Source organism: Hymenobacter rubidus (assembly GCF_016734815.1).
GTDB lineage: Bacteria > Bacteroidota > Bacteroidia > Cytophagales > Hymenobacteraceae > Hymenobacter > Hymenobacter rubidus.
Map to the genome: position 1 here is coordinate 19,278 of NZ_JAERQF010000018.1, position 19,039 is coordinate 38,316.

The 19,039-nt window shown below is 61.8% G+C and carries 13 protein-coding genes; 12 read left to right on the forward strand and 1 reads right to left on the reverse strand.

What is annotated here, in order from left to right:
* The first annotated feature begins 334 nt into the window (after window positions 1–334).
* The 10 genes from JKL48_RS23585 (at window position 335) to JKL48_RS13290 (ending at window position 16,638) form a co-directional block, all read left to right on the forward strand.
* A complete protein-coding gene (locus JKL48_RS23585) occupies window positions 335–2,389 on the forward strand; it encodes a T9SS type A sorting domain-containing protein (RefSeq protein ID WP_201983193.1) in 2,055 nt (684 codons plus the stop codon).
* A 699-nt stretch (window positions 2,390–3,088) separates the two neighbouring features.
* Window positions 3,089–4,315: a T9SS type A sorting domain-containing protein gene (locus JKL48_RS13250; protein WP_201983195.1), complete on the forward strand. Its 1,227-nt coding sequence runs from the start codon at window positions 3,089–3,091 to the stop codon at window positions 4,313–4,315.
* A 122-nt stretch (window positions 4,316–4,437) separates the two neighbouring features.
* On the forward strand, window positions 4,438–6,246 hold the full coding sequence (locus tag JKL48_RS13255; protein WP_201983198.1) for a DUF885 domain-containing protein: 1,809 nt from the start codon (window positions 4,438–4,440) through the stop codon (window positions 6,244–6,246).
* 138 nt (window positions 6,247–6,384) lie between these two features.
* Window positions 6,385–8,175, forward strand: a complete 1,791-nt coding sequence (locus JKL48_RS13260; RefSeq protein ID WP_201983200.1) for a DUF885 domain-containing protein — start codon at window positions 6,385–6,387, stop codon at window positions 8,173–8,175.
* Between the two features lie 93 nt (window positions 8,176–8,268).
* Window positions 8,269–9,888, forward strand: a complete 1,620-nt coding sequence (locus JKL48_RS13265) for a serine hydrolase (protein ID WP_201983203.1) — start codon at window positions 8,269–8,271, stop codon at window positions 9,886–9,888.
* A 245-nt stretch (window positions 9,889–10,133) separates the two neighbouring features.
* Complete coding sequence (locus JKL48_RS13270; RefSeq protein ID WP_201983205.1) at window positions 10,134–12,398, forward strand: M3 family metallopeptidase; 2,265 nt, start codon at window positions 10,134–10,136, stop codon at window positions 12,396–12,398.
* 220 nt (window positions 12,399–12,618) lie between these two features.
* On the forward strand, window positions 12,619–13,938 hold the full coding sequence (locus JKL48_RS13275; protein ID WP_201983207.1) for an MGH1-like glycoside hydrolase domain-containing protein: 1,320 nt from the start codon (window positions 12,619–12,621) through the stop codon (window positions 13,936–13,938).
* Between the two features lie 55 nt (window positions 13,939–13,993).
* Window positions 13,994–15,493 carry a M28 family peptidase gene (locus JKL48_RS13280; RefSeq protein WP_201983209.1) on the forward strand — a complete coding sequence of 500 codons (1,500 nt, stop codon included), beginning with the start codon at window positions 13,994–13,996 and terminating at the stop codon, window positions 15,491–15,493.
* A gap of 30 nt (window positions 15,494–15,523) precedes the next feature.
* Entirely contained in the window at window positions 15,524–15,940 is a 417-nt protein-coding gene (locus JKL48_RS13285) for a MauE/DoxX family redox-associated membrane protein (protein ID WP_201983212.1), read from the forward strand.
* A 68-nt stretch (window positions 15,941–16,008) separates the two neighbouring features.
* A complete protein-coding gene (locus JKL48_RS13290) occupies window positions 16,009–16,638 on the forward strand; it encodes a flavin reductase family protein (protein ID WP_201983215.1) in 630 nt (209 codons plus the stop codon).
* Window positions 16,639–16,718: 80 nt separating this feature from the next.
* Here JKL48_RS13290 and JKL48_RS13295 read toward each other — a convergent pair whose 3' ends face one another.
* Entirely contained in the window at window positions 16,719–17,057 is a 339-nt protein-coding gene (locus JKL48_RS13295; RefSeq protein WP_201983216.1) for a hypothetical protein, read from the reverse strand.
* Window positions 17,058–17,170: 113 nt separating this feature from the next.
* Here JKL48_RS13295 and JKL48_RS13300 point away from each other — a divergent pair, with 113 nt between their 5' ends.
* Window positions 17,171–18,331: an esterase/lipase family protein gene (locus JKL48_RS13300; RefSeq protein ID WP_201983219.1), complete on the forward strand. Its 1,161-nt coding sequence runs from the start codon at window positions 17,171–17,173 to the stop codon at window positions 18,329–18,331.
* 169 nt (window positions 18,332–18,500) lie between these two features.
* On the forward strand, window positions 18,501–18,917 hold the full coding sequence (locus tag JKL48_RS13305) for a thiol-disulfide oxidoreductase DCC family protein (RefSeq protein ID WP_201983222.1): 417 nt from the start codon (window positions 18,501–18,503) through the stop codon (window positions 18,915–18,917).
* Window positions 18,918–19,039 lie beyond the last annotated feature (122 nt).

Sequence of the window (19,039 nt, forward strand, 5' to 3'; positions counted from 1 at the left end):
CTTGCTTTCGGCACTGTTCAGGACTGGTTTCCTAGCATTGGGAATACTGCTGTTGTGGTCAGCAAGTGCACAGGCACAGACTACTTATTACTGGATTGGAAAAGCCAATAATAAAACCGACTCATTTAATAACCCAGACAACTGGAGCACCTCTACAACTGGAACACCCACCGGCCGCACTCCGGCATCCACTGACATTCTTGTATTCCGAGGAGGCATTGGTGCCGTCTTCCCGGCCACCGGCATTGTGATAGACTTGGGCACCGGCGCGACCCCAGTGCAACAAACCATTGCCCAATTGCGGGTGGAAAGCGGAGGCAACCTTGCTAACGCAGTGAATATTTCCTTTTCGGCCCCGAATACGGGTGCCAATGGCGCCTTCCTGAACTTGGCCGGCGGGCTTACCGCGCCGGGAGGAACAACCATCGCCAACGCTTTTTTTATTGAAGCTGGTTCTACGCTCAATTTCATTGCAAGCGGAAACACCAACAACCGTTTCATCGGCTTAATCATCGGCACGGGACAAACCGCACTCATCGCGGGCAACATGACTGAGAATGTGACCAGCGGCACACCCAACCGGTTTGTAGCTCCTAGTAATGCCAGCATTCAGTTTGCCAGCACGTCTACTTTCACCTCGACTTCCAATTCAGGCAACCTTTTTGGCACTACCGGCACGGCTACCTTCACCAGCACGCGGGTGGACTACGGTGGCTCGACCCTGCCCACTTTTACTGATGTGACCTCAACCAACACTGTCACTTTTACTTCCGGCAGTACTTTTATTCAGCAGGGCGGTGTGGACCCCTTTGGCCCCGGTACAACCCCAGTCACGAGCTTTAGCAGCGGCAGCATCTACACCTACAATGGCGGTACCTTTTCCACCATTGGGCGTACTTATGGCAACCTCGAATATGCAGGCGGAAGCAATACGTCCACTGTGACAGGCACCCAACAGTTTGTAGTAGCCAACGACCTGACGATAACCAGCGGCACGGTTAACCTCGGCTTAACCGGCACGGGTACCGGCACGGCTGCTGCTGTAAGCCTTCAAGGCAATCTGGTTACCAACGGCGGCGTGCTCAATATTAACCCCGCCAGCACCAGCACGTTCGCATTCAATAGCCCGGTCGCTCCGGCAACGGTGGCCGTTGCCCAAAGCATTAGCGGTACCGCTACTTCTACTGCTTCTCTCAATTTTGGTACCAACGCCCTTTTCGAAGTCAACAATCCGGCAGGCCTGACGCTGTCACGGCCGGTTACCGTAACCAAAGGCTTGGTTTTTACTGCGGGCTTGGTTACTACCACCGCTACCAATGTGCTCACACTGCCCGCTACTGCTTCGGTGACCGGCGGCAGCGATGCCCGCTACGTCAACGGGCCAGTGGCCCGCACCACTACCAGCGGTGCGTCAGCAAACATGGTATTCCCGGTGGGTAAAAGCGGCAATTATCGCCCTATAACGCTGAACATCACCGCTCAAACGAACACCGGCACCGTGACCTATACGGGCGAGCAAATTGAAACACCCCCTACACAATCCGTAGCATTTCCGCTTACCCGCGTTTCTTTCAAACGGTATTTCACGCTGGCTCCCAACATTACTCCCACTGGCTTCAACGGTACCGTAACCCTCTCTTTTGGCACGGATGACTTCGTAAACTACCCCGATGACCCCGCTTTCGTCATCGCGCGCCGTGATGGAACATCTGCCTGGGCATCGCTCGGCCATGGTTCCAACACGGGCACGGCTACCAATGGCGCACCCGTGGCTGGCACCCTGACATCCACCGCTTTTACCTCGTTCCCAACCACCATCACCGGCTTCTCGCTTGGCAATACCAGTACCGCTACTTTTACTGCTAACCCCCTGCCCGTTGAGTTGACCTATTTTGATGCCACGGCCAAAGCGCAAGCGGTGAACCTGAACTGGACCACGGCCAGCGAGAAAAACAGCGACCATTTCGACATTCAGCGTAGCGCCGATGGCGAAACGTTCGAAACCCTGGCCACTGTCAAAGGCCAGGGCAACAGCACCAAAGTGCACGAGTACACTTTGGTGGACAGCAAGCCCTTGGCGGGCCTGTCCTACTACCGCCTGCGCCAAGTGGACATAGACGGCACCAGTGCCTTCTCGCAAGTAGCAGCTGTGCAGGCGCTGCTTGCCTTTGACGGGGCCTACCCCAACCCCAGCGCGGGCACCATCACGTTGCCCGCTACGCTAGGCACGGTGCGTTACCGCCTCTACAACCCCATTGGCCAAACCCTGCTCAGCGGCCAAGCCGCCGGCAACGACCGCCTCGACCTCACGACCCTGCCCAAAGGCCCGCTTTTTCTGGAACTGACCGGTGATGCTGGCCGCACCACCCAACGGCTAATCCACGAATAGTAAAGCGCGAGCCCTGCATTTTGCAGGCGCTCCGTAACGCAAGAGTGCCCTGTTTCCTTTACTGGAAGCAGGGCACTCTTGCGTTACAGATTGAGCAATGGCATCAGTCCTCCACAGCAGCCAAGTAGGTACGAGCAAAATCTAACATTACGTGGCCGAACATGCTAAGCTGATGAATGAGCTCAGCGAAATGCTTGATAACAAATTCGAAACAAAAAAAGACACCCAATATATACTTTACCCAGATTTTATAAAGAAGTTGTTTAGGCCGTCGGTTCTGCTCGGTCCGCCGCCGTAGGCGTCCGACCGGTTGCCGCCCGAACGAGGCGCCAACGACCGGTGACCGACGACCGGTCGGACGCCTACGCCGTCGGACCGGCAAGCAAGACAATTCCTAAATAGCTTCAATAGCACGAAAACATCCTGCTCCAGCACATAATTATGATTATCACTACATAAACCGTATCTGTCGAATTATTTTGCGATACCAGCCGAGTTGTAAACTAATTAAATAATGAGTTAAACAATATTTTTTACATTTATTTTGCATAAAGTTCACTTATTCCATCGTCACGGCTCGTTGGGCTTGTTGCTTTTGGCTCTCGCTTCAATGCTCTTGTCAACTTGTGTAGTCGTTTTGCCCCGTGCTCCTCTACTGATTTACCTCTTGCACCATTAACAAACATTCCTTTCTCACCTATGGCAACTTGCTTACCCTTTGATGCATTTTTTACCAAGTACCGTATCCCCTTCCTGATGGGCGCTGCCGCGTTGCTTTTTGCGCCGCTCGAGGGCTTGGCCCAGCCCAGCCCGGTGGTGCAAACATTCGACAGCCAGAGCGCTACGCCGGGAGAGCTGTCTATTTCCCAGCGCATTAACGGCAGCTACCACAACCGGACGGGTGGGCCCTTTGCCTCGGGGACAAGCACGGGCACGTATGGCGTCAATAAAGGCAACAATGGCAACGGCACCAGCGCCACCACTACGCTTGACTTTGTGGAAAAAACCTTTGCCATGGGTTCCGGCACGGTAACCGACAATACGTTGTCTTTTGACCTGGCCAACCCGGTAGGCACCTTCGAAGACCTGTCTAAAGTCGAAGTGTTCCTCAATATCAACGGCGCGGGCTTCCCAACCACTGCCCAGCTCACGATAACGGGCCCAACCACGGGCACCGGCCCCAGCTACGATTTCAGCACCGGCAGCACCTACCAAAGCAACTATGCCACCACGGCGGCGCCCGTCATGTCTGCCAGCACATTTTACAATCGGGTCGTTGTTGTCCTACCCAGTGCCGCTACCTCGCGCGTGTCAGTAGGCGTACGGCTACGCCTCACCTCCGGCACCAAGAATGCGAATACGGTGCTGATTGACAACGTTGCCCTCGCCTCGGGCAACTCTTCGCCCCTGCCGGTTGAACTCACGCGTTTCGATGCCACGGCCAAAGCCCAAGGCATAAACCTGGCCTGGACCACAGCCAGCGAGAAAAACAGCGCCCGGTTCGAGGTGCAGCGCAGCGCCGACGGCGAAGTATTTGAAACCATCGGAACGGTGAAAGCCCAAGGAAACAGCACCCGTGTACATGAGTACGCGTTTGCGGACGGCAAACCGCTAGCCGGCCTCTCTTATTATCGCCTGCGTCAGGTCGATACAGACGGTGCCGTTTCCTTTTCGCTGATTGCAACTGTACAGTCGCCGCCAGCCGCCGAAACGGCCTACCCCAACCCCAGCACGGGCATCGTCACGCTGCCTGGCACATTGGGCACGGTGCGCTACCGCCTCTACAACCTCCTTGGCCAAACCCTGCGCAGCGGCCAGGCCGCCGGCAACGACCGCCTCGACCTCACGGACCTGCCCAAAGGCCCGCTCTTTTTGGAGCTGACCGGCGCGGCCGGCCGCTCCACCCAACGCCTAATTCACGAATAGCTTATAGGCGCGCTTTGGCCAGTGATTTTGAAACGGGCCCTGCTCTCCGCTCCGGAGGGCAGGGCTTTTGTTTTAGACAACGTGCCGGCGTTTCGTAGCTTGCATCCCAATCCCAGTCTCTCATGAAAAAACTTGCGTTGGCCGGCCTTGTCGCCGCCGCTCTCACCTCGGCCTGCAACCAGACCAAAACCACCGAAACCGCAGCCTCCGGTGGCACCGCCGCCGACTCGACCCAGGGCCTGCCCGGCCTGTTTGCCAGCTTCTGGGAAACGCAGTCGCGCCTCGACCCCATGAGCGCCACGGCCCAGGGCGACAACCGCTTTAACAACCGCCTGCCGAATGACCAGACGCAGGCGTTTCACGACACGCTGCGCACGTTTTATCAGGACTATCTGACGCGGCTGGGCAAGTTTGACCGGGAGAAGCTGAGCGACAACGACAAAATCAGCTACGACATCTTTCAATACGACCTCAAGCAGCGGGTCGAGGGGCTAAAGCTGAACACCTGGATGCTGCCGTTTCAGCAGTTCTGGGGGCTGCCCATTACGATGGGGCAGTACGGCTCGGGGCAGGGCAACCAGCCGTTCAAGACGGTGCAGGACTACGACAACTGGCTGGGCCGCGTGCGGGGCTTCTCGGTGTGGGCCGACTCGGCCATTGGCAACTTCCGGCGCGGCATGAAGGCCGGCGTGGTGCTGCCCAGGGCGCTGGTGGTGAAGATGCTGCCCCAGATGCGCGCCAAAGACATGCAGGTGACGGACCCCACCAAGTCGCTGTTCTACGGGCCCATTAACACCTTCCCGAAAGATTTTTCCGACGCCGACAAAAAGCGCATCACCGAAGCCTACCGCAAAGCCATTCTCACGGAGATTGTGCCCACGTATAAGAAGCTGGGTGACTTTCTGGCCACCGAATACCTGCCCAAATCCCGGCCCACCAGCGGCATCAACGCCGTGCCCGGCGGGCCGGAAATGTACCGCTACCTGGTGAGCTACTGGACGACGACGGAGAAAACGCCGGCCGAAATTCACGCCCTGGGCCTGCGCGAAGTAGCGCGCCTGCGCGCCGAAATGGAGCGCATGAAAACTGAGCTGGGCTTCAAAGGCACACTGCGGCAGTTCTTCGAAAGCCTGAAAACCAACCCCAAGGCCATGCCCTTCAAAACGGCGGAAGAAGTGCTGGCGGGCTTCCGGAAAATCCAGGCCACCATCGACCCCAACCTGAAAAAGATGTTCGGGCGCACGCCCAAAACGCCGTTTGAAATCCGCGAAACCGAGAAGTTCCGCGAGGCGTCGGCGTCAGCCGAGTACAACCAGGGCTCGCCGGACGGTACGCGGCCGGGCATTTTCTACGTGCCGCTGCCCAAGCCCGCCGAGTACAACGTGACGCAAGGCATGGAGTCGCTGTTTCTGCACGAGGCCATTCCGGGCCACCACTACCAGATTTCGCTGCAGCAGGAAAACTCTAGCTTGCCCAAGTTCCGCCAGTTTGCCGGCTACGGCGCCATGACCGAGGGCTGGGCGCTGTACTGCGAGAGTCTGGGCAAAGAGCTGGGCCTCTACACCGACCCCTACCAGTACATTGGCGCGCTGAGTGATGAGATGCTGCGCGCCGTGCGCTTGGTGGTGGACACCGGCCTGCACACCGGCCAGATGACCCGCGAGCAAGCCATCGACTACATGCTCGACAACACGCCCGACAACAAGGAGAACGACACGGCGGCCATTGAGCGTTACATGGCCATTCCGGGCCAGGCGCTGGCCTATAAAATCGGGCAGCTCAAAATCCAGGAGCTGCGCGCCAAGTACACCAAGCAGCTTGGCAGCAAGTTCTCGCTCAGCAACTTCCACGACGAGCTGCTGAAGGACGGCGTGATGCCGCTGGCCGTGCTCGAAACCAAAATGGATGCCTGGGCGGCCCGGCAGAAGTAGTTGCCCAGGCCATTAAGAACGTCATGCTGAGCTTGTCGAAGCATCTCTCCCGCAATACTAAAATCAATTAGTTGCGCGGGAGAGATGCTTCGACAAGCTCAGCATGACGTTCTGTTATGATAGAGTCATTTCAGACCAATGCCCCGATTTTTTCTTTTCCTGTTGCTGGAGGCGCTGTGCCTGGGTGCCGGGCGGGTGGCAGCCCAGGGCCCGGCGCCCGGCGCGGCTGGCTCTTCGGCGTTGCTGGCCAACCTGTTCAATAACTACTGGGAGGACCGGGCACGGCTGTTTCCGCTGATGGCCACGGCGCAGGGCGATAACCGCTACAACGACCGGCTGCCCAACGACCAGACCCGCGCCTTCCGCCAGCAGCAGGCCCGCCTCTACCGCCGCTACCTCAACGACCTGCTGAACGTGGACCGTCCCCGTCTCTCGGCCGAAGACAAGCTCAGCTACGACATTTTCCAGTACGAAATGCGCAGCCGGCTCGACGGCCTGCGCCTGAACCAGTGGATGATGCCGTTTGCGCATTTCAACAGCTTGCCCGCTGCGCTGGGGCAGCTTGGCACGGGCACGGGCGCCCAGCCCTTCCGCACGGTGAAGGACTACGACAATTGGCTGGCGCGGGTGAGCCGGTTTCCGGTGTGGGCCGATTCGGCCATCGGCAACTTCCGGCAGGGCATGAAGGCCGCCGTGGTGCTGCCCCGCGTGCTGGTGCTGAAAATGGTGCCCCAGCTCCAGGCCCAGCTCACCGCCGATGCCACCAAAAGCCCGTTCTACGGCCCGGTGCGGCAGTTTCCGGCCAGCTTCTCGGAGGCCGACAGGGCCCGGCTAACCGCTGCCTACCAGCAAGCCATTCTCACCGACCTGGTGCCGACGTACCGCAAGCTGGCCGACTTTCTGCAAACCGAATACTTGCCGCAGGCCCGCAGCAGCACCGGCCTGGGCGACGTGCCCGGCGGCGCCGATATGTACCGCTACGACGTGCGTCTGATGACGACCACCGACCGCGACCCCGATGCCCTTTACCAGACCGGGCTGGCCGAAGTGAAGCGCATTCGGGCCGCAATGGAGGGCGTGAAAAAGCAGGTTGGCTTCCGGGGCAGCCTGGCGGGCTTCTTCACCTACCTTGGCTCCAACCCGCGGTTTATGCCCTACCGGACGCCGGCCGAGGTGCTGAACGCCTTTCGCAGCATTCAGGCGCGCATCACGCCCAACCTGTCCAGGCTGTTTGGCCACGTGCCCAAGTCGCCGTTCGAGATTCGGCAGACGGAGGCCTTTCGGGCCGCCACGGCCCCGGCCGAGTACGACCGCGGCACGGCCGACGGCAGCCGGCCGGGCGTTTTTTTTGTCCCGATTAACGACGCGACCCGGTTCAATGTCACGTCCGGCATGGAGTCGCTCTTTGCCCACGAAGCCATTCCGGGCCACCACTACCAGTTGTCGTTGCAGCAGGAAAACACCGGCTTGCCCAAGTTCCGCCGCTTTGCCGCGTACCCGGCCTTCAGCGAGGGCTGGGCGCTGTACTGCGAAAGCCTGGGCAAGGAGCTGGGCCTCTACACCGACCCCTACCAGCGCATGGGCGCGCTGGGCGACGAGATGCACCGCGCCCTGCGCCTGGTGGTCGACGTGGGCCTGCACGCCAAAGGCCTGAGCCGCGAGCAGGCCATCGACTATATGATGGCCAACGAGCCTATCAGCGAGCCCGACGCCACGGCCGAAGTTGAGCGCTACCTGGCCTTGCCCGGCCAGGCGCTGGCCTACAAAACCGGCCAGCTCAAGATTCAGGAGCTGCGCACGCGCTACGCCAAGCAGCTGGGGCCACGGTTCAGCCTGCGGGCGTTTCACGACGAGCTGCTGGCCGGTGGTTCGATGCCCCTGGCCATTCTGGAACGGCACATGGACGCCTGGGCCGGACGCCAGCGGTAAGGCCCGGCGCCCGCAGGGAAAGAAGGCGGTTGGAACCGAAATTAACTCCCTACCTTGCTTCGCATTATTGGTTTTCGGGTAAAATTTCTTCCAATGGTTCAATCCTGTGCTTCTCCCGCATTCCGCCCCGCTGGCCTGCTCTTGTGCTTTATTCTCTCCGCTGGTGTGAGTCGGGCCCAGACCGCCCCACCCGTCACCGCGCCGCTCGACGTAGCGGCCGTGGATGCCGTGGTGGCCCGCACCCTCAAAGGCTTCGACGTGCCGGGCATTGCGGTGGCCGTGGTGAAGGACGGGCAGGTGGTGATGGCCAAGGGCTACGGCGTGCGCTCGCTGGCCACCAAAGAGCCCATGGACGCCAATACCCTCGTGGGCATTGCGTCCAATACCAAGGCCTTTACCACGGCGGCGCTGGGGCTGCTGGTGGACGAAGGCAAGCTGCGCTGGGACGACAAGGTGACGGACTACATTCCGGAATTTCGGATGTACGACCCCTACGTGACGGCCGAGTTCACGGTGCGCGACCTGCTGTGCCACCGCAGCGGCCTGGGCCTGGGGGCCGGCGACCTGATGTTTTTTCCGGACTCGACGGACTTCACCATCAAGGACGTGATTCATAATCTGCGCTATTTCAAGCCCGTGTCGTCGTTTCGCAGCAAGTACGACTACGACAACAACCTGTACATCGTGGCGGGCGAAGTAGTGACCCGCATTGCGGGCCAGCCCTGGGCCGATTTTGTAGAAAACCGCCTGGTGAAACCCTTGGGCATGACGCGCACCGCGACCGACTTCACTCGCCTGCCCGACCCCACCAACGTCATCGACGGCCACGGCCTGGTAGATGGCAAAGTGCAGGTCATCCAGCGCGACCGGGGGACGGTTGCCGCGCCGTGCGGCGGCATGTACAGCAGCGTAAACGACCTGAGCAAGTGGGCTCTGATGCTGCTGGGCGGGCCGGGCGCCCCCGCGCCACTGCTCAAGCCCCGCACGCAGTGGGAGCTGTGGTCGCCGCAGACTATCACCCCGCTGGGCCCCGGCCCTACCCCTTACAATACCCACTTCGCAGCCTACGGCCTGGGCTGGGTACTGAACGATGCGCGGGGCTACAAAGTAGTATCGCACACCGGCGGCCAGATAGGCATGGTGACCAAGGTACAGCTGGTGCCCGAACTACACCTGGGCATCATCGTGCTCACCAACCAGGAAGATGGGTTGGCGTTCACGGCCGTTTCATCTGTTATTCTCGACCATTACCTGGGCGTGACGGGCCTCGACCGGGTGCAGCAGATGCTTGGCTACCGCCAAGCGGCTAATGGCCAGTCCAACAAAGTACTGACCGACGCCTGGAAGCAGGTGGCCGCAGCCCAGAAAGCCGCGCCTAAAAAGCCCGATTACAGCGCCTACGTGGGCCGCTACCACGACGCCTGGCTGGGCGACGTGAACGTGTACCAGCAGGCCCACCAGCTGTGGCTGCGGGCCGTGCGCGCCCCGCGCCTGGTGGGCCAGGTGCTGCCCTACCGCGGCAACACGTTTGCGGTGCGCTGGAAGGCGCGCAGCTTAAACGCCGACGCCTTTGCCACGTTCATCCTCGATGACCAGGGCCGCGCTTCGGGCCTGAAGATGAAGCCTATTTCGCCCGCTACCGACTTCAGCTACGATTTTCAGGACCTCGACCTGAAACGGGTGGAAGAGCCCGCAACGGGCGCCGGCCAGTAACCCTCAATCAGCGCGCAGCCAAGCATCTGGCGTGCCACCACTACAGCGGTTTCGGAGTCGGCATCCAGGCGCTGGAAGTAGCGCGAACTGCAAAGTTCGCGCTACGGTACCCCGACTCCGAAACCGCTCTAACTATTGATTACTGTCTCAAGCGAGGTGCTTGGCTGCGCGCTGCATGACGTTCTGCTTTTTGTTCAAACACCTACCTTCGCCGACAATTCACGTTTCTGATTTCAATTCCCACTATGTCACTTTCTTCTCGTGCCTCGCGGCCGGCTGGTTTTCTGGCCGTACTCGGCCTGACTCTCGCCCTGCTTCCCACCCCCGGTATGGCCCAAACGACTGCCTCCACCGCGCCTACTGCGGCCCGCGCCGACCAGTTGCCGCTACTGGCGCCCTGGGGCGGCCCGCACGGCGGCGTGCCGGCGTTTGATAAAATCAAAGTGGCCGACTTTAAGCCCGCGCTGGAAACGGCCATGGCCGAGAATCTGGCCGAAATCAACGCCATTGCCAGCAACCCGGCGGCGCCCACCTTTGAAAACACCATCGTGGCCATGGAACGCAGCGGCCGCACCCTCGACCGCGTACAGGCTGCCTACGGCGTGTGGAGCAGCACGCTGAACGACAAAGCTTTCGGCGCCGTGGAAACCGAAATGGCGCCTAAACTAGCCGCTTTCTCTGACCAGATTACCCAAAACGCGGCCCTATTCAAGCGCATCGAGGCGGTGTATAACTCGCCGGCTACCAAGAAGCTGACGGCCGAGCAGCAACGCCTGGTCGAGGTTGATTACAAGCAGTTTGTGCGCTCCGGCGCCAAGCTCGGGCCCACGGCCAAGGCCCAGCTTTCGCAAATCAACCAGCAGCTGGCGGGGCTCTTCACCAACTTCTCGCAGAATGTGCTGGCCGACGAGGCCGACTCGGTGCTGGTGCTGAAAACCGATAAGGACCTGGGCGGACTGCCGGCTTCGCTGCGCGAGTCGGCCAAAGCCACGGCCGGCACCCGCAAGATTGCGGCGGCGGGCGTCATCACCAACACCCGCTCCAGCATCGACCCGTTTCTGACCTACTCCGACCAGCGCCAGCTGCGCGAAAAGGCCTGGCGGATGTTCACCAACCGCGGCGATAACGGCGGCAAGCACGACAACAACGCCATTATTACCCAGATTTTGCAGCTGCGGGCCGAGCGGGCCAAGCTGCTGGGCTACCCCACCCACGCCCACCTGCGCCTCGACAACACCATGGCCAAAACGCCCGAAGCCGCCATGCAGCTCATGGAGCAGGTGTGGAAGCCCGCCGTGGCCCGCGTGCACGAGGAAGTGGCCGACATGCTGGCCCTGGCCCAAAAGGAAGGTGCTCCGGCCGGCTTCAAAATTGAGCCCTGGGACTACCGCTACTACGCCGAGAAGGTGCGCAAGGCCCGCTACGACCTCGACCAGAACGAGGTGAAGCAGTACCTGCAGCTCGACAAAATGCGCGAAGGCATGTTCTGGGTAGCCGGCGAGCTGTTCAACTTCGCCTTCGTGCCCGTTACGGACGTGCCCGTGTACCACCCCGACGTGAAGGTGTGGCAGGTGAACGATAAAACCACCGGCAAGCAAATTGGGCTCTGGTACTTCGACCCCTACGCCCGGCCCGGTAAAAACTCCGGCGCCTGGATGAATGCCTACCGCAACCAGGAGCGCATGGACGGCAAGCCGGTGACGACCATTGTGTCCAACAACTCCAACTTTGTGAAGGGCAAGGAGGGCGAGCCCGTGCTCATTTCCTGGACCGATGCCACCACGCTGTTCCACGAGTTTGGCCACGCCCTGCACGGGCTGTCGAGCAACGTGACCTACCCCACGCTGTCGGGCACCAACGTGGTGCGCGACTACGTGGAATTCCCCTCGCAGCTGCTCGAAAACTGGCTGCCGACGCCGGAAGTGCTCAACCGTTTTGCGCTGCACTACCAAACCGGCAAGCCCATTCCAGCCGCGCTGGTCGAGCGCATCAACAAGGCCAGCACCTTCAACCAGGGCTTTGAAACGGTGGAATTCCTGGCCAGCGCCCTCGTCGACATGAAGCTGCACCTGGCCGGGGCGCAGAAAATTGACCCCGATAAGTTTGAGCGCGAAACCCTGGCCCAGCTGGGCATGCCGCACGAAATTGTGATGCGCCACCGCACGCCGCAGTTCTCGCACGTTTTCTCTTCGGATGGCTATTCGGCGGGCTACTACTCCTACCTGTGGTCGGTGGTGCTGGCGGCCGATGCCTTCAGCGCCTTCACCGAGGCCGGCGGGCCCTACGACAAGGCCGTGGCCGCCCGCCTGCGCCAGCACGTCTTCACGGTGGGCAACACCGTGGACCCGGCGGCCGGCTACCGCGCCTTCCGCGGCCGCGACCCCAAAATTGACGCCTTGATGAAGCACCGTGGCTTCCCACTGGCGGCGGCTAAGCCAGCTGGTAAACCCACACCCGCGAAGGCTCCGGCCACCAAGCCCAAAAGCGCCACCCCGGCAAAACGGAGCTAGGTTAGGTCGGTATCCAGTAGCGCGAACTGTGTAGTTCGCGCTACTTCCAGCGCCTGTATACCAACTCCGAAACTGCTTTAGGTTGGATTTCGGCAATCCAAAAGGCTATTTCCCGCAGTGTTCGCAGTGGGAAATAGCCTTTTCATTTTAGCTTAAACGGCACAACGATGCTTGGGCAGCCCGGTAGCGGTAAATCCTTTTGTTTTTGCAGCCTTGAGTTATGCGTATTTCCTTTTTGGTGTCCGTGTTCATTTACTTGCTAAGCCTGAGCACGCCGCAACGGGCGCGGGCGCAGGGCCAGGCTTCCGGACCCAAGGCCGGTGGCAGCTGGGCCGCGCTTGCGGCCGAAGCAGCCCGCGTGGGCAAGCCGGCCTGGCGGCCCATGCTGGCCTACGTGGCCGCTCTGCACCAGCGCGCCACCCACTCCGCCGCCCCGCCCTTCGAGTACGAGTGGGAAGACCTGGGCCCCGGCTACGTGTACGGCAACGCTTTCGGGCACTGGGACGTGGTGCACGAAATCATCGACGTGCTGCCCGCTTACCCCGAGCATGCCCTGCACCAGCTGCTGAACGACATCAAAAACCAGGAGGCCACGGGGCTGCTGCCGGGTTCCATCTACATGCCCGGCGGGCTGGCCCGGCACGACTCGGTGTACTGGAACCACAACACCCAGGGCCACCCGCCGCTGTGGCCTGTGGCCGTGCAGGACTACGTGCGCCAGACGGGCGACAGTGCCATCATCGGGCAGTTTTATACCCCGCTCATTCGGCAGATTACCTGGTTTGAAAACAACCGTAAGGCCGCGAACGGTGGCTTTTTCTACAACGACATTCTGCTGAAAAAGTGGGAAAGCGGGGTTGATGAGGGCATTCGGTTTGATGAGGTGGCCAAGGGCGCCCTGGCCTGCGTCGACGCCACCAGCCACGTTTACCAGCTCTACCGCGTGGCCGCGCAGTGGGCGCGCCGGCTGGGGCTGGACGCAACGTATTACACCCAGCGCGCCGCCGAGCTGCGGACTTATATTCAGACCCAGCTGTATGTGCCGGCCGATGGCATGTTCTACGACAGCTGGGCCGTGCAGAATGCCGCGCTGCGCAACCTGCCCTTCGAAAGCATGTGGCCCCTGGTGACGGGCGCGGCCACCCCGGAGCAGGCCAACCGCTACATCGACAGCTACCTGGCCAACCCCCAGGTGTTTCTCACCGAGCACCCCGTGGCTACCGTGGGCCGCCGCGACCCCAAGTTTGAGCTGCGCATGTGGCGCGGCCCGGCCTGGAACAGCATGGCCTACTGGGCCGCCCGCGCCTGCCTGAACTACGGCCGCCGCGACGCCGCCCGTCTCATTCTGGAAAAAGCGCTGGACGATTCCGCCAAGCAGTTCCGCCGCACGGGCACCATCTGGGAGTTTTACCACCCGCTGGGCGGCCACCCCGAAGACTTACAGCGCAAGCCCAGCAGCAAATACAACGTGCCCTGCCGCGACTACCTCGGCCACAACCCTTTGCTGGCCATGGCCCGGCTCTACGATTCGCTGCGTTAGCCCGGCCGTGGAAGCAAAGATGAAACCTCTGCCCTCGTTTCCGAGTCTTACCCACATGAAGCATTTATTCCTTGCTGCCGGACTGCTGGCCGCCCTCAACCTGGCCCCGCTGGGCGCTACAGCCCAGAAAAAGCCCGCTACAAAATCCGCTACCCAAAGCGGCAACGCGCAAAGCGCCATCAAAGAAGCCGACATTAAGCGCGACTTGTTTGCCCTGGCCGCTGACCATTACCGAGGCCGCGAGGCGGGCACACTCGACGAGCTGAAAGCTTCCGTGTGGCTGGCCGACCAGATTCGGGCCATTGGCCTGCAGCCGGCCGGCGACGACGGCACTTACTTCCAGTGGTTCAACCTCCAGCGCACGCGCCTGGCCAAAACCAGCACGCTGCGCATTGGCACGCACCAGCTCAAGCTGAACGAGGACGGCGTGGTGACGGCCCCCACCAACGCCACCGTGAACGCGCCGCTGGTGTATGTGGGCAGCGGCTCGGCCGCCGAGCTGGCGAAAGTGGACGTGAAGGGCAAGGCGGTAGCCGTGCAGATTTCGGGCGCGCCAACGGACGGCATCAGCTACCGGCGCTACGTGTTTGGCAAGTTCGGCGGGCAGGCGGGCGAGTTGGTGAAGGCCGGCGCGGTGGCGGTGGTGTTTATTTCGGATGCGCCTTCGCAGGCCTTGTACGACCACTGGAGCCACATTTACGAGCGGGGCCGCTACAGCCTGCCCGGCGCCGCCAGTACCAAAGTGGTGAGCACGCCGCCGGTGGTGTGGCTGCCCGCTAGCGCCGCCGCTTGGGTGCAGCAAGCCGGCCAGCAGCTCACCGCCGAGCTGAAGGTGGAAAGCTTCCAGTACCCGTCGGTGAACATTGTGGCCAAAGTGCCCGGCACCGATGCCCAGCTGAAAAAGGAAAACGTGCTGTTCAGCACCCACCAGGACCACGACGGCGTGCGCGCCCCCGTGGCCGGCGACTCCATCTACAACGGCGCCGACGACAACGCCACCGGCTGCGCGGCCCTGCTGGCCATCATGCGGGCATTTAAGCAGCAGCCGGCCCGGCGCTCGGCCCTGTTTGTGTACCACGGCGCCGAGGAGCGGGGCCTGATTGGCTCGACCTACTACGCCACCACGCCTACCGTGCCCCGCGAGTCCATCGTGGCGGTGCTGAACGCCGAGATGATGGGCCGCAACGCCCCCGACAGCGCCGCCCTGCTGGGCTCGACGCCGCCCCACCTCAACTCGTCGGACCTCGTGAAAACCGCCCTGGCCGCCAACCAGGCCGGCCCCAAATTCAAGCTCGATACCGAGTGGGACAAGGCCACGCACCCCGAGGGCTGGTACTTTCGCTCCGACCACCTGCCCTACGCCCGCCTCGGCATTCCGGCCGTGATGTACACCTCGCTGCTGCACGCCGACTACCACACCCCGCGCGACGAGGCCAGCCGCATCGACTACGCCAAGCTTACGCGCATGACCACCTGGATGTACCTCACGGGCTGGGCCGTGGCCAACCGCACGGCGCCCCCCGCCCGCGAGCCCGGCTTCAAGCTGGAACGGTAACGCCCACCCGGCCGCACCGTATAGCCGGGCATGCTGAACCTGACCAACTCCGAGCTGGCCTTTGTGCTGGGGCGCCTGCTGATGGGCGTGGCTTTCCTGACCCACTTTCTGGTGCGGCTGCCCAAGCTGGCGGCGTTTCAGGCCGGTATGGTGAAGCAGTTTGCCAATTCGCTGCTGCCCGAAATGCTGGTGCGGCCCTTCGCGGCAGTGCTGCCTTTCGTGGAAGGCGGCATTGGGCTGCTGCTGATTATCGGCCTGTTTACCCGTCCGGCGCTGGCCGCCGCCATGCTGCTGATGACGGCGCTGGTGTTCGGCAGCAGCCTGCTGGAGCAGTGGGCCACGGTGGGCACGCAGCTGGTGTACGGACTGTTTCTGTTTGCCCTGATGCTGCACTGCCAGTATAACCGCCTGTGCCTCGACCGTAGCGCAGGTACCGGCGCACACTGAAGAAAAGCTGAACATTTCGGGGAAGAAGCAGGTCATTGCCTCGTTACTTGCCTTCATCAGCCCCTTCCATGCGCCATCTCACTGCGGCCGACCTTCAGGCGTTCGAAAAAATCTATCGTCTCAACCTCGTCAACGGACTGCCCGGCTTCAAACCGGCCAACCTGGTGGGCACGGCTGCCCCCGACGGCGCCACCAACCTGGCCGTGTTCAGCTCGGCCCTGCACCTGGGCTCCGACCCGGCCCTGTTGGGCATCGTGACGCGGCCCACTACCGTTCCCCGCCACACCTACGCCAACCTAAAGGCCAACGGCTGCTACACCCTCAACCACGTGCCGGTGGCTCTGGCCGCGCAAGCGCACTACACCTCCGCCAATTTCCCCGATACCGTTTCGGAGTTTGATGAGTGCGGCTTCACAGCGGCTTTCCGTGACGGGTTTCCGGCGCCCTACGTGGCCGAAAGTCCGCTTAGCATCGGCTTGCGGCTATTGGAGGAGCACCCCATCAGCAACGGTACCGTGCTGCTGGTGGGCACCGTGGAGCATGTGTATATGCACGAAGAAGCCTTGCGCGAGGATGGCACGCTCGACCTCGCCGCCCTGGGCACTGCCTGCATCTCCGGCCTCGACGGCTACCACGCGGTGCAGCCTCCGGTGCGCTTCGGCTATGCCCGGCCGGGGCAGTTTCCGAAGGCCTTGTAGCGCCAGCTCAGAACAATTGAACGCAAAAAGCCCGTTGCCGTGTCGGCAACGGGCTTTTTGATGCCTGGCGGCAACAAAATCTATTTCTTCTCCTGCGCCTGGTCGGTGCTGCCCATCTGGCCGCTGGCGTTCTGGGGCGACGCGGCGTTGTCGCCGGCCGGGGCCGAATCCAGCTTGTCCTGCACCGAGCCCTTTTTGATGGCCGTGGCCGAACCCACACCCGACGGAGCCGGGGCCTTGGGCTGGTTGTTGATGCTGTCGCGGTTCACGTCGGCGTTGTGCCAGCCGGGAGGATTGGTGAATCCGTGGTGGAATTGCGTGTTTTCGCCGGGGCTCCAGCGGTAATCGCAGGACGAAAGCGTGGCGGCCAGGGCGGTACCCAGCAGCAGGGCCAGGGTGAAACGGGAAGAAAGCTTCATGAAGTGGTGCTTGGAATTGGTGGTGCAAAGTACGTTGATTTCGGGCGGAAGGCCAACGCAATATCGCGGGCGGCGCTACTTTCGGGTGGGGCTGCTTCCGCCCTCCCCTCCTCATGTCTGATTCTGACGCCCCCCAACCTTCCCGTTTTCGCCGCGCCCTAGGGGCGGTAGGCCGGGCCGCCCTGCTGCCCGTGCGCGGCGCCGACTACCTTGTGCGCACCGGCAAGGCCCACCAGCACTTCTTTTTGCCGGTGCTCAACGGGGTCCTGGGCGACCAGCTGGCCGCCCGTTTCGACCCGCGTGCCATTCAGATGAGCTTCCGGCGCGGCGGCCACGACGTGGCCGTGGCCGACCTGCGTCTCAGCGAGCCCCACCAAAAGACGGCGGTGTTTGTGCACGGCCTGATGGGCGACGAGCTTATCTGGCAAACCGGTTTTCAGGACGCGCCGGGCAGCCGCCGCTACGGCCCCCGCCTGGCCGAGGAAACCCACATTCGGGCCCTCTACCTGCGCTTCAACTCCGGCCTGCACCTCTCCGAAAACGGCCGCGAGCTCAGCCGTCTGCTCACCGAGTTGGTCGAAACCTACCCCGACGCCATCGGCGAGCTGGTGCTGGTGGGCCATAGCATGGGCGGGCTGATTATTCGCTCGGCGGGGCATTACGCTGCGCTTAATGAAGAATTAAGAATGAAGAATGAGGAATTATCCAGCGAAGCAAACCGGCCAGCCACCGATAATTCTTCATTCTTCATTCCTCATTCTTCATTAAAAAAAGCGCCCTGGCTGGCGCACCTGCGCTCGGTATTCCTGCTGGGCACGCCCAACGACGGCTCCTGGCTGGAGCAAAACTCCTTCCTGACGGCCCGCCTGCTGGAGCGCATCAACCTGTTTCCCACGCGGTTTCTGAGCAAGGCACTCAACCAGCGCAGCAACGGCATCAAGGATTTGCGCTACTCCATTCTGGTAGACGAGGACTGGCAGGATGCCCACGCCCACGACCTCACACCGCCGCGCATGCCGGTGCCGCCGCTACCGGGCGTGCAGTACCACATTCTAATGGGCGCGTGGCTGCGGAGCACCCGGCCCTCGGCCTTGCGCGAATACTTCGGCGACGGGCTGGTGGGCAAGGGTAGCGCCCGCGGCCACGCCACTTTCGGCGATGAGGCGGCTTTGCCGGCGGGCGCCAGCGTGCGCACGGCCGTGTTCAGCCAGCAGCACCATGGCGGCTTGCTCACGCATCCGGAGGTGTTTCAGTACCTGAAGCAGTGGACGTGAGTGGTGAGCAGAAGAACGTTATGCGGAGCACAGTGCCAGGATTCTTGCGGCTATTCTAAACCACGAAACACTACTGATATTCAGGGCTTTGTCGAATGCGGCAAACTTCATGACAGCCGCAGCGTTAAGTTCTTGTGCTTTCGTTGTTTGCTTAGCTACTGCTCGTTTCATGCCCGATTCTGTGCCCGATACCATCCTGTTCGACGGCGTGTGCAACCTTTGCAATGGCTTCGTGCAGTTCGTCATCCGCCACGACCCGGCGGGCCGCTTCCGTTTCGCGGCCCTGCAAAGCGAGGCCGGCCGGGCCCTGCTGGCGGCCCACGGGCTGGCGGCTGCGGCCGTTGCCGCCAGCCCCGATTCGGTGCTGCTGCTGAGCGGCGGGCAAGTGTATTCCCATTCCACGGCCGTCTTGCGCATTGCGCGCGGGCTGGGCGGCGTGTGGCAGCTGGCAGCCGTGGCCGAGGTGTTGCCCCGCGCCTGGCGCGACGCGGCCTACCGCCTGGTGGCCCGGCACCGCTACCGCTGGTTTGGGCGGCAGGAAAGTTGCTGGCTGCCCACCTCGGCCCTGAAAGCCCGGTTTCTATAGTGGAAGCGACACAATGACCCCACTGCATGGTAACAAACCAACGGCGCATGCTTAATTTGCTTTCTATCCAGACATAGCTGGACTATTCTAACAGCATCTTCATTTATCGGCAATTCGTCTGC

Bases quoted from the DNA above. Each gene is read 5' to 3' on its own strand.
- JKL48_RS13285 (WP_201983212.1), top strand. From the start codon at position 15,524: ATGCTGAACCTGACCAACTCCGAGCTGGCCTTTGTGCTGGGGCGCCTG.
- JKL48_RS13250 (WP_201983195.1), top strand. From the start codon at position 3,089: ATGGCAACTTGCTTACCCTTTGATGCATTTTTTACCAAGTACCGTATC.
- JKL48_RS13290 (WP_201983215.1), top strand. From the start codon at position 16,009: ATGCGCCATCTCACTGCGGCCGACCTTCAGGCGTTCGAAAAAATCTAT.
- JKL48_RS13295 (WP_201983216.1), bottom strand. From the start codon at position 17,057: ATGAAGCTTTCTTCCCGTTTCACCCTGGCCCTGCTGCTGGGTACCGCC.
- JKL48_RS13255 (WP_201983198.1), top strand. From the start codon at position 4,438: ATGAAAAAACTTGCGTTGGCCGGCCTTGTCGCCGCCGCTCTCACCTCG.
- JKL48_RS13270 (WP_201983205.1), top strand. From the start codon at position 10,134: ATGTCACTTTCTTCTCGTGCCTCGCGGCCGGCTGGTTTTCTGGCCGTA.
- JKL48_RS13305 (WP_201983222.1), top strand. From the start codon at position 18,501: ATGCCCGATTCTGTGCCCGATACCATCCTGTTCGACGGCGTGTGCAAC.
- JKL48_RS13280 (WP_201983209.1), top strand. From the start codon at position 13,994: ATGAAGCATTTATTCCTTGCTGCCGGACTGCTGGCCGCCCTCAACCTG.
- JKL48_RS13300 (WP_201983219.1), top strand. From the start codon at position 17,171: ATGTCTGATTCTGACGCCCCCCAACCTTCCCGTTTTCGCCGCGCCCTA.
- JKL48_RS13260 (WP_201983200.1), top strand. From the start codon at position 6,385: ATGCCCCGATTTTTTCTTTTCCTGTTGCTGGAGGCGCTGTGCCTGGGT.
- JKL48_RS13265 (WP_201983203.1), top strand. From the start codon at position 8,269: ATGGTTCAATCCTGTGCTTCTCCCGCATTCCGCCCCGCTGGCCTGCTC.
- JKL48_RS13275 (WP_201983207.1), top strand. From the start codon at position 12,619: ATGCGTATTTCCTTTTTGGTGTCCGTGTTCATTTACTTGCTAAGCCTG.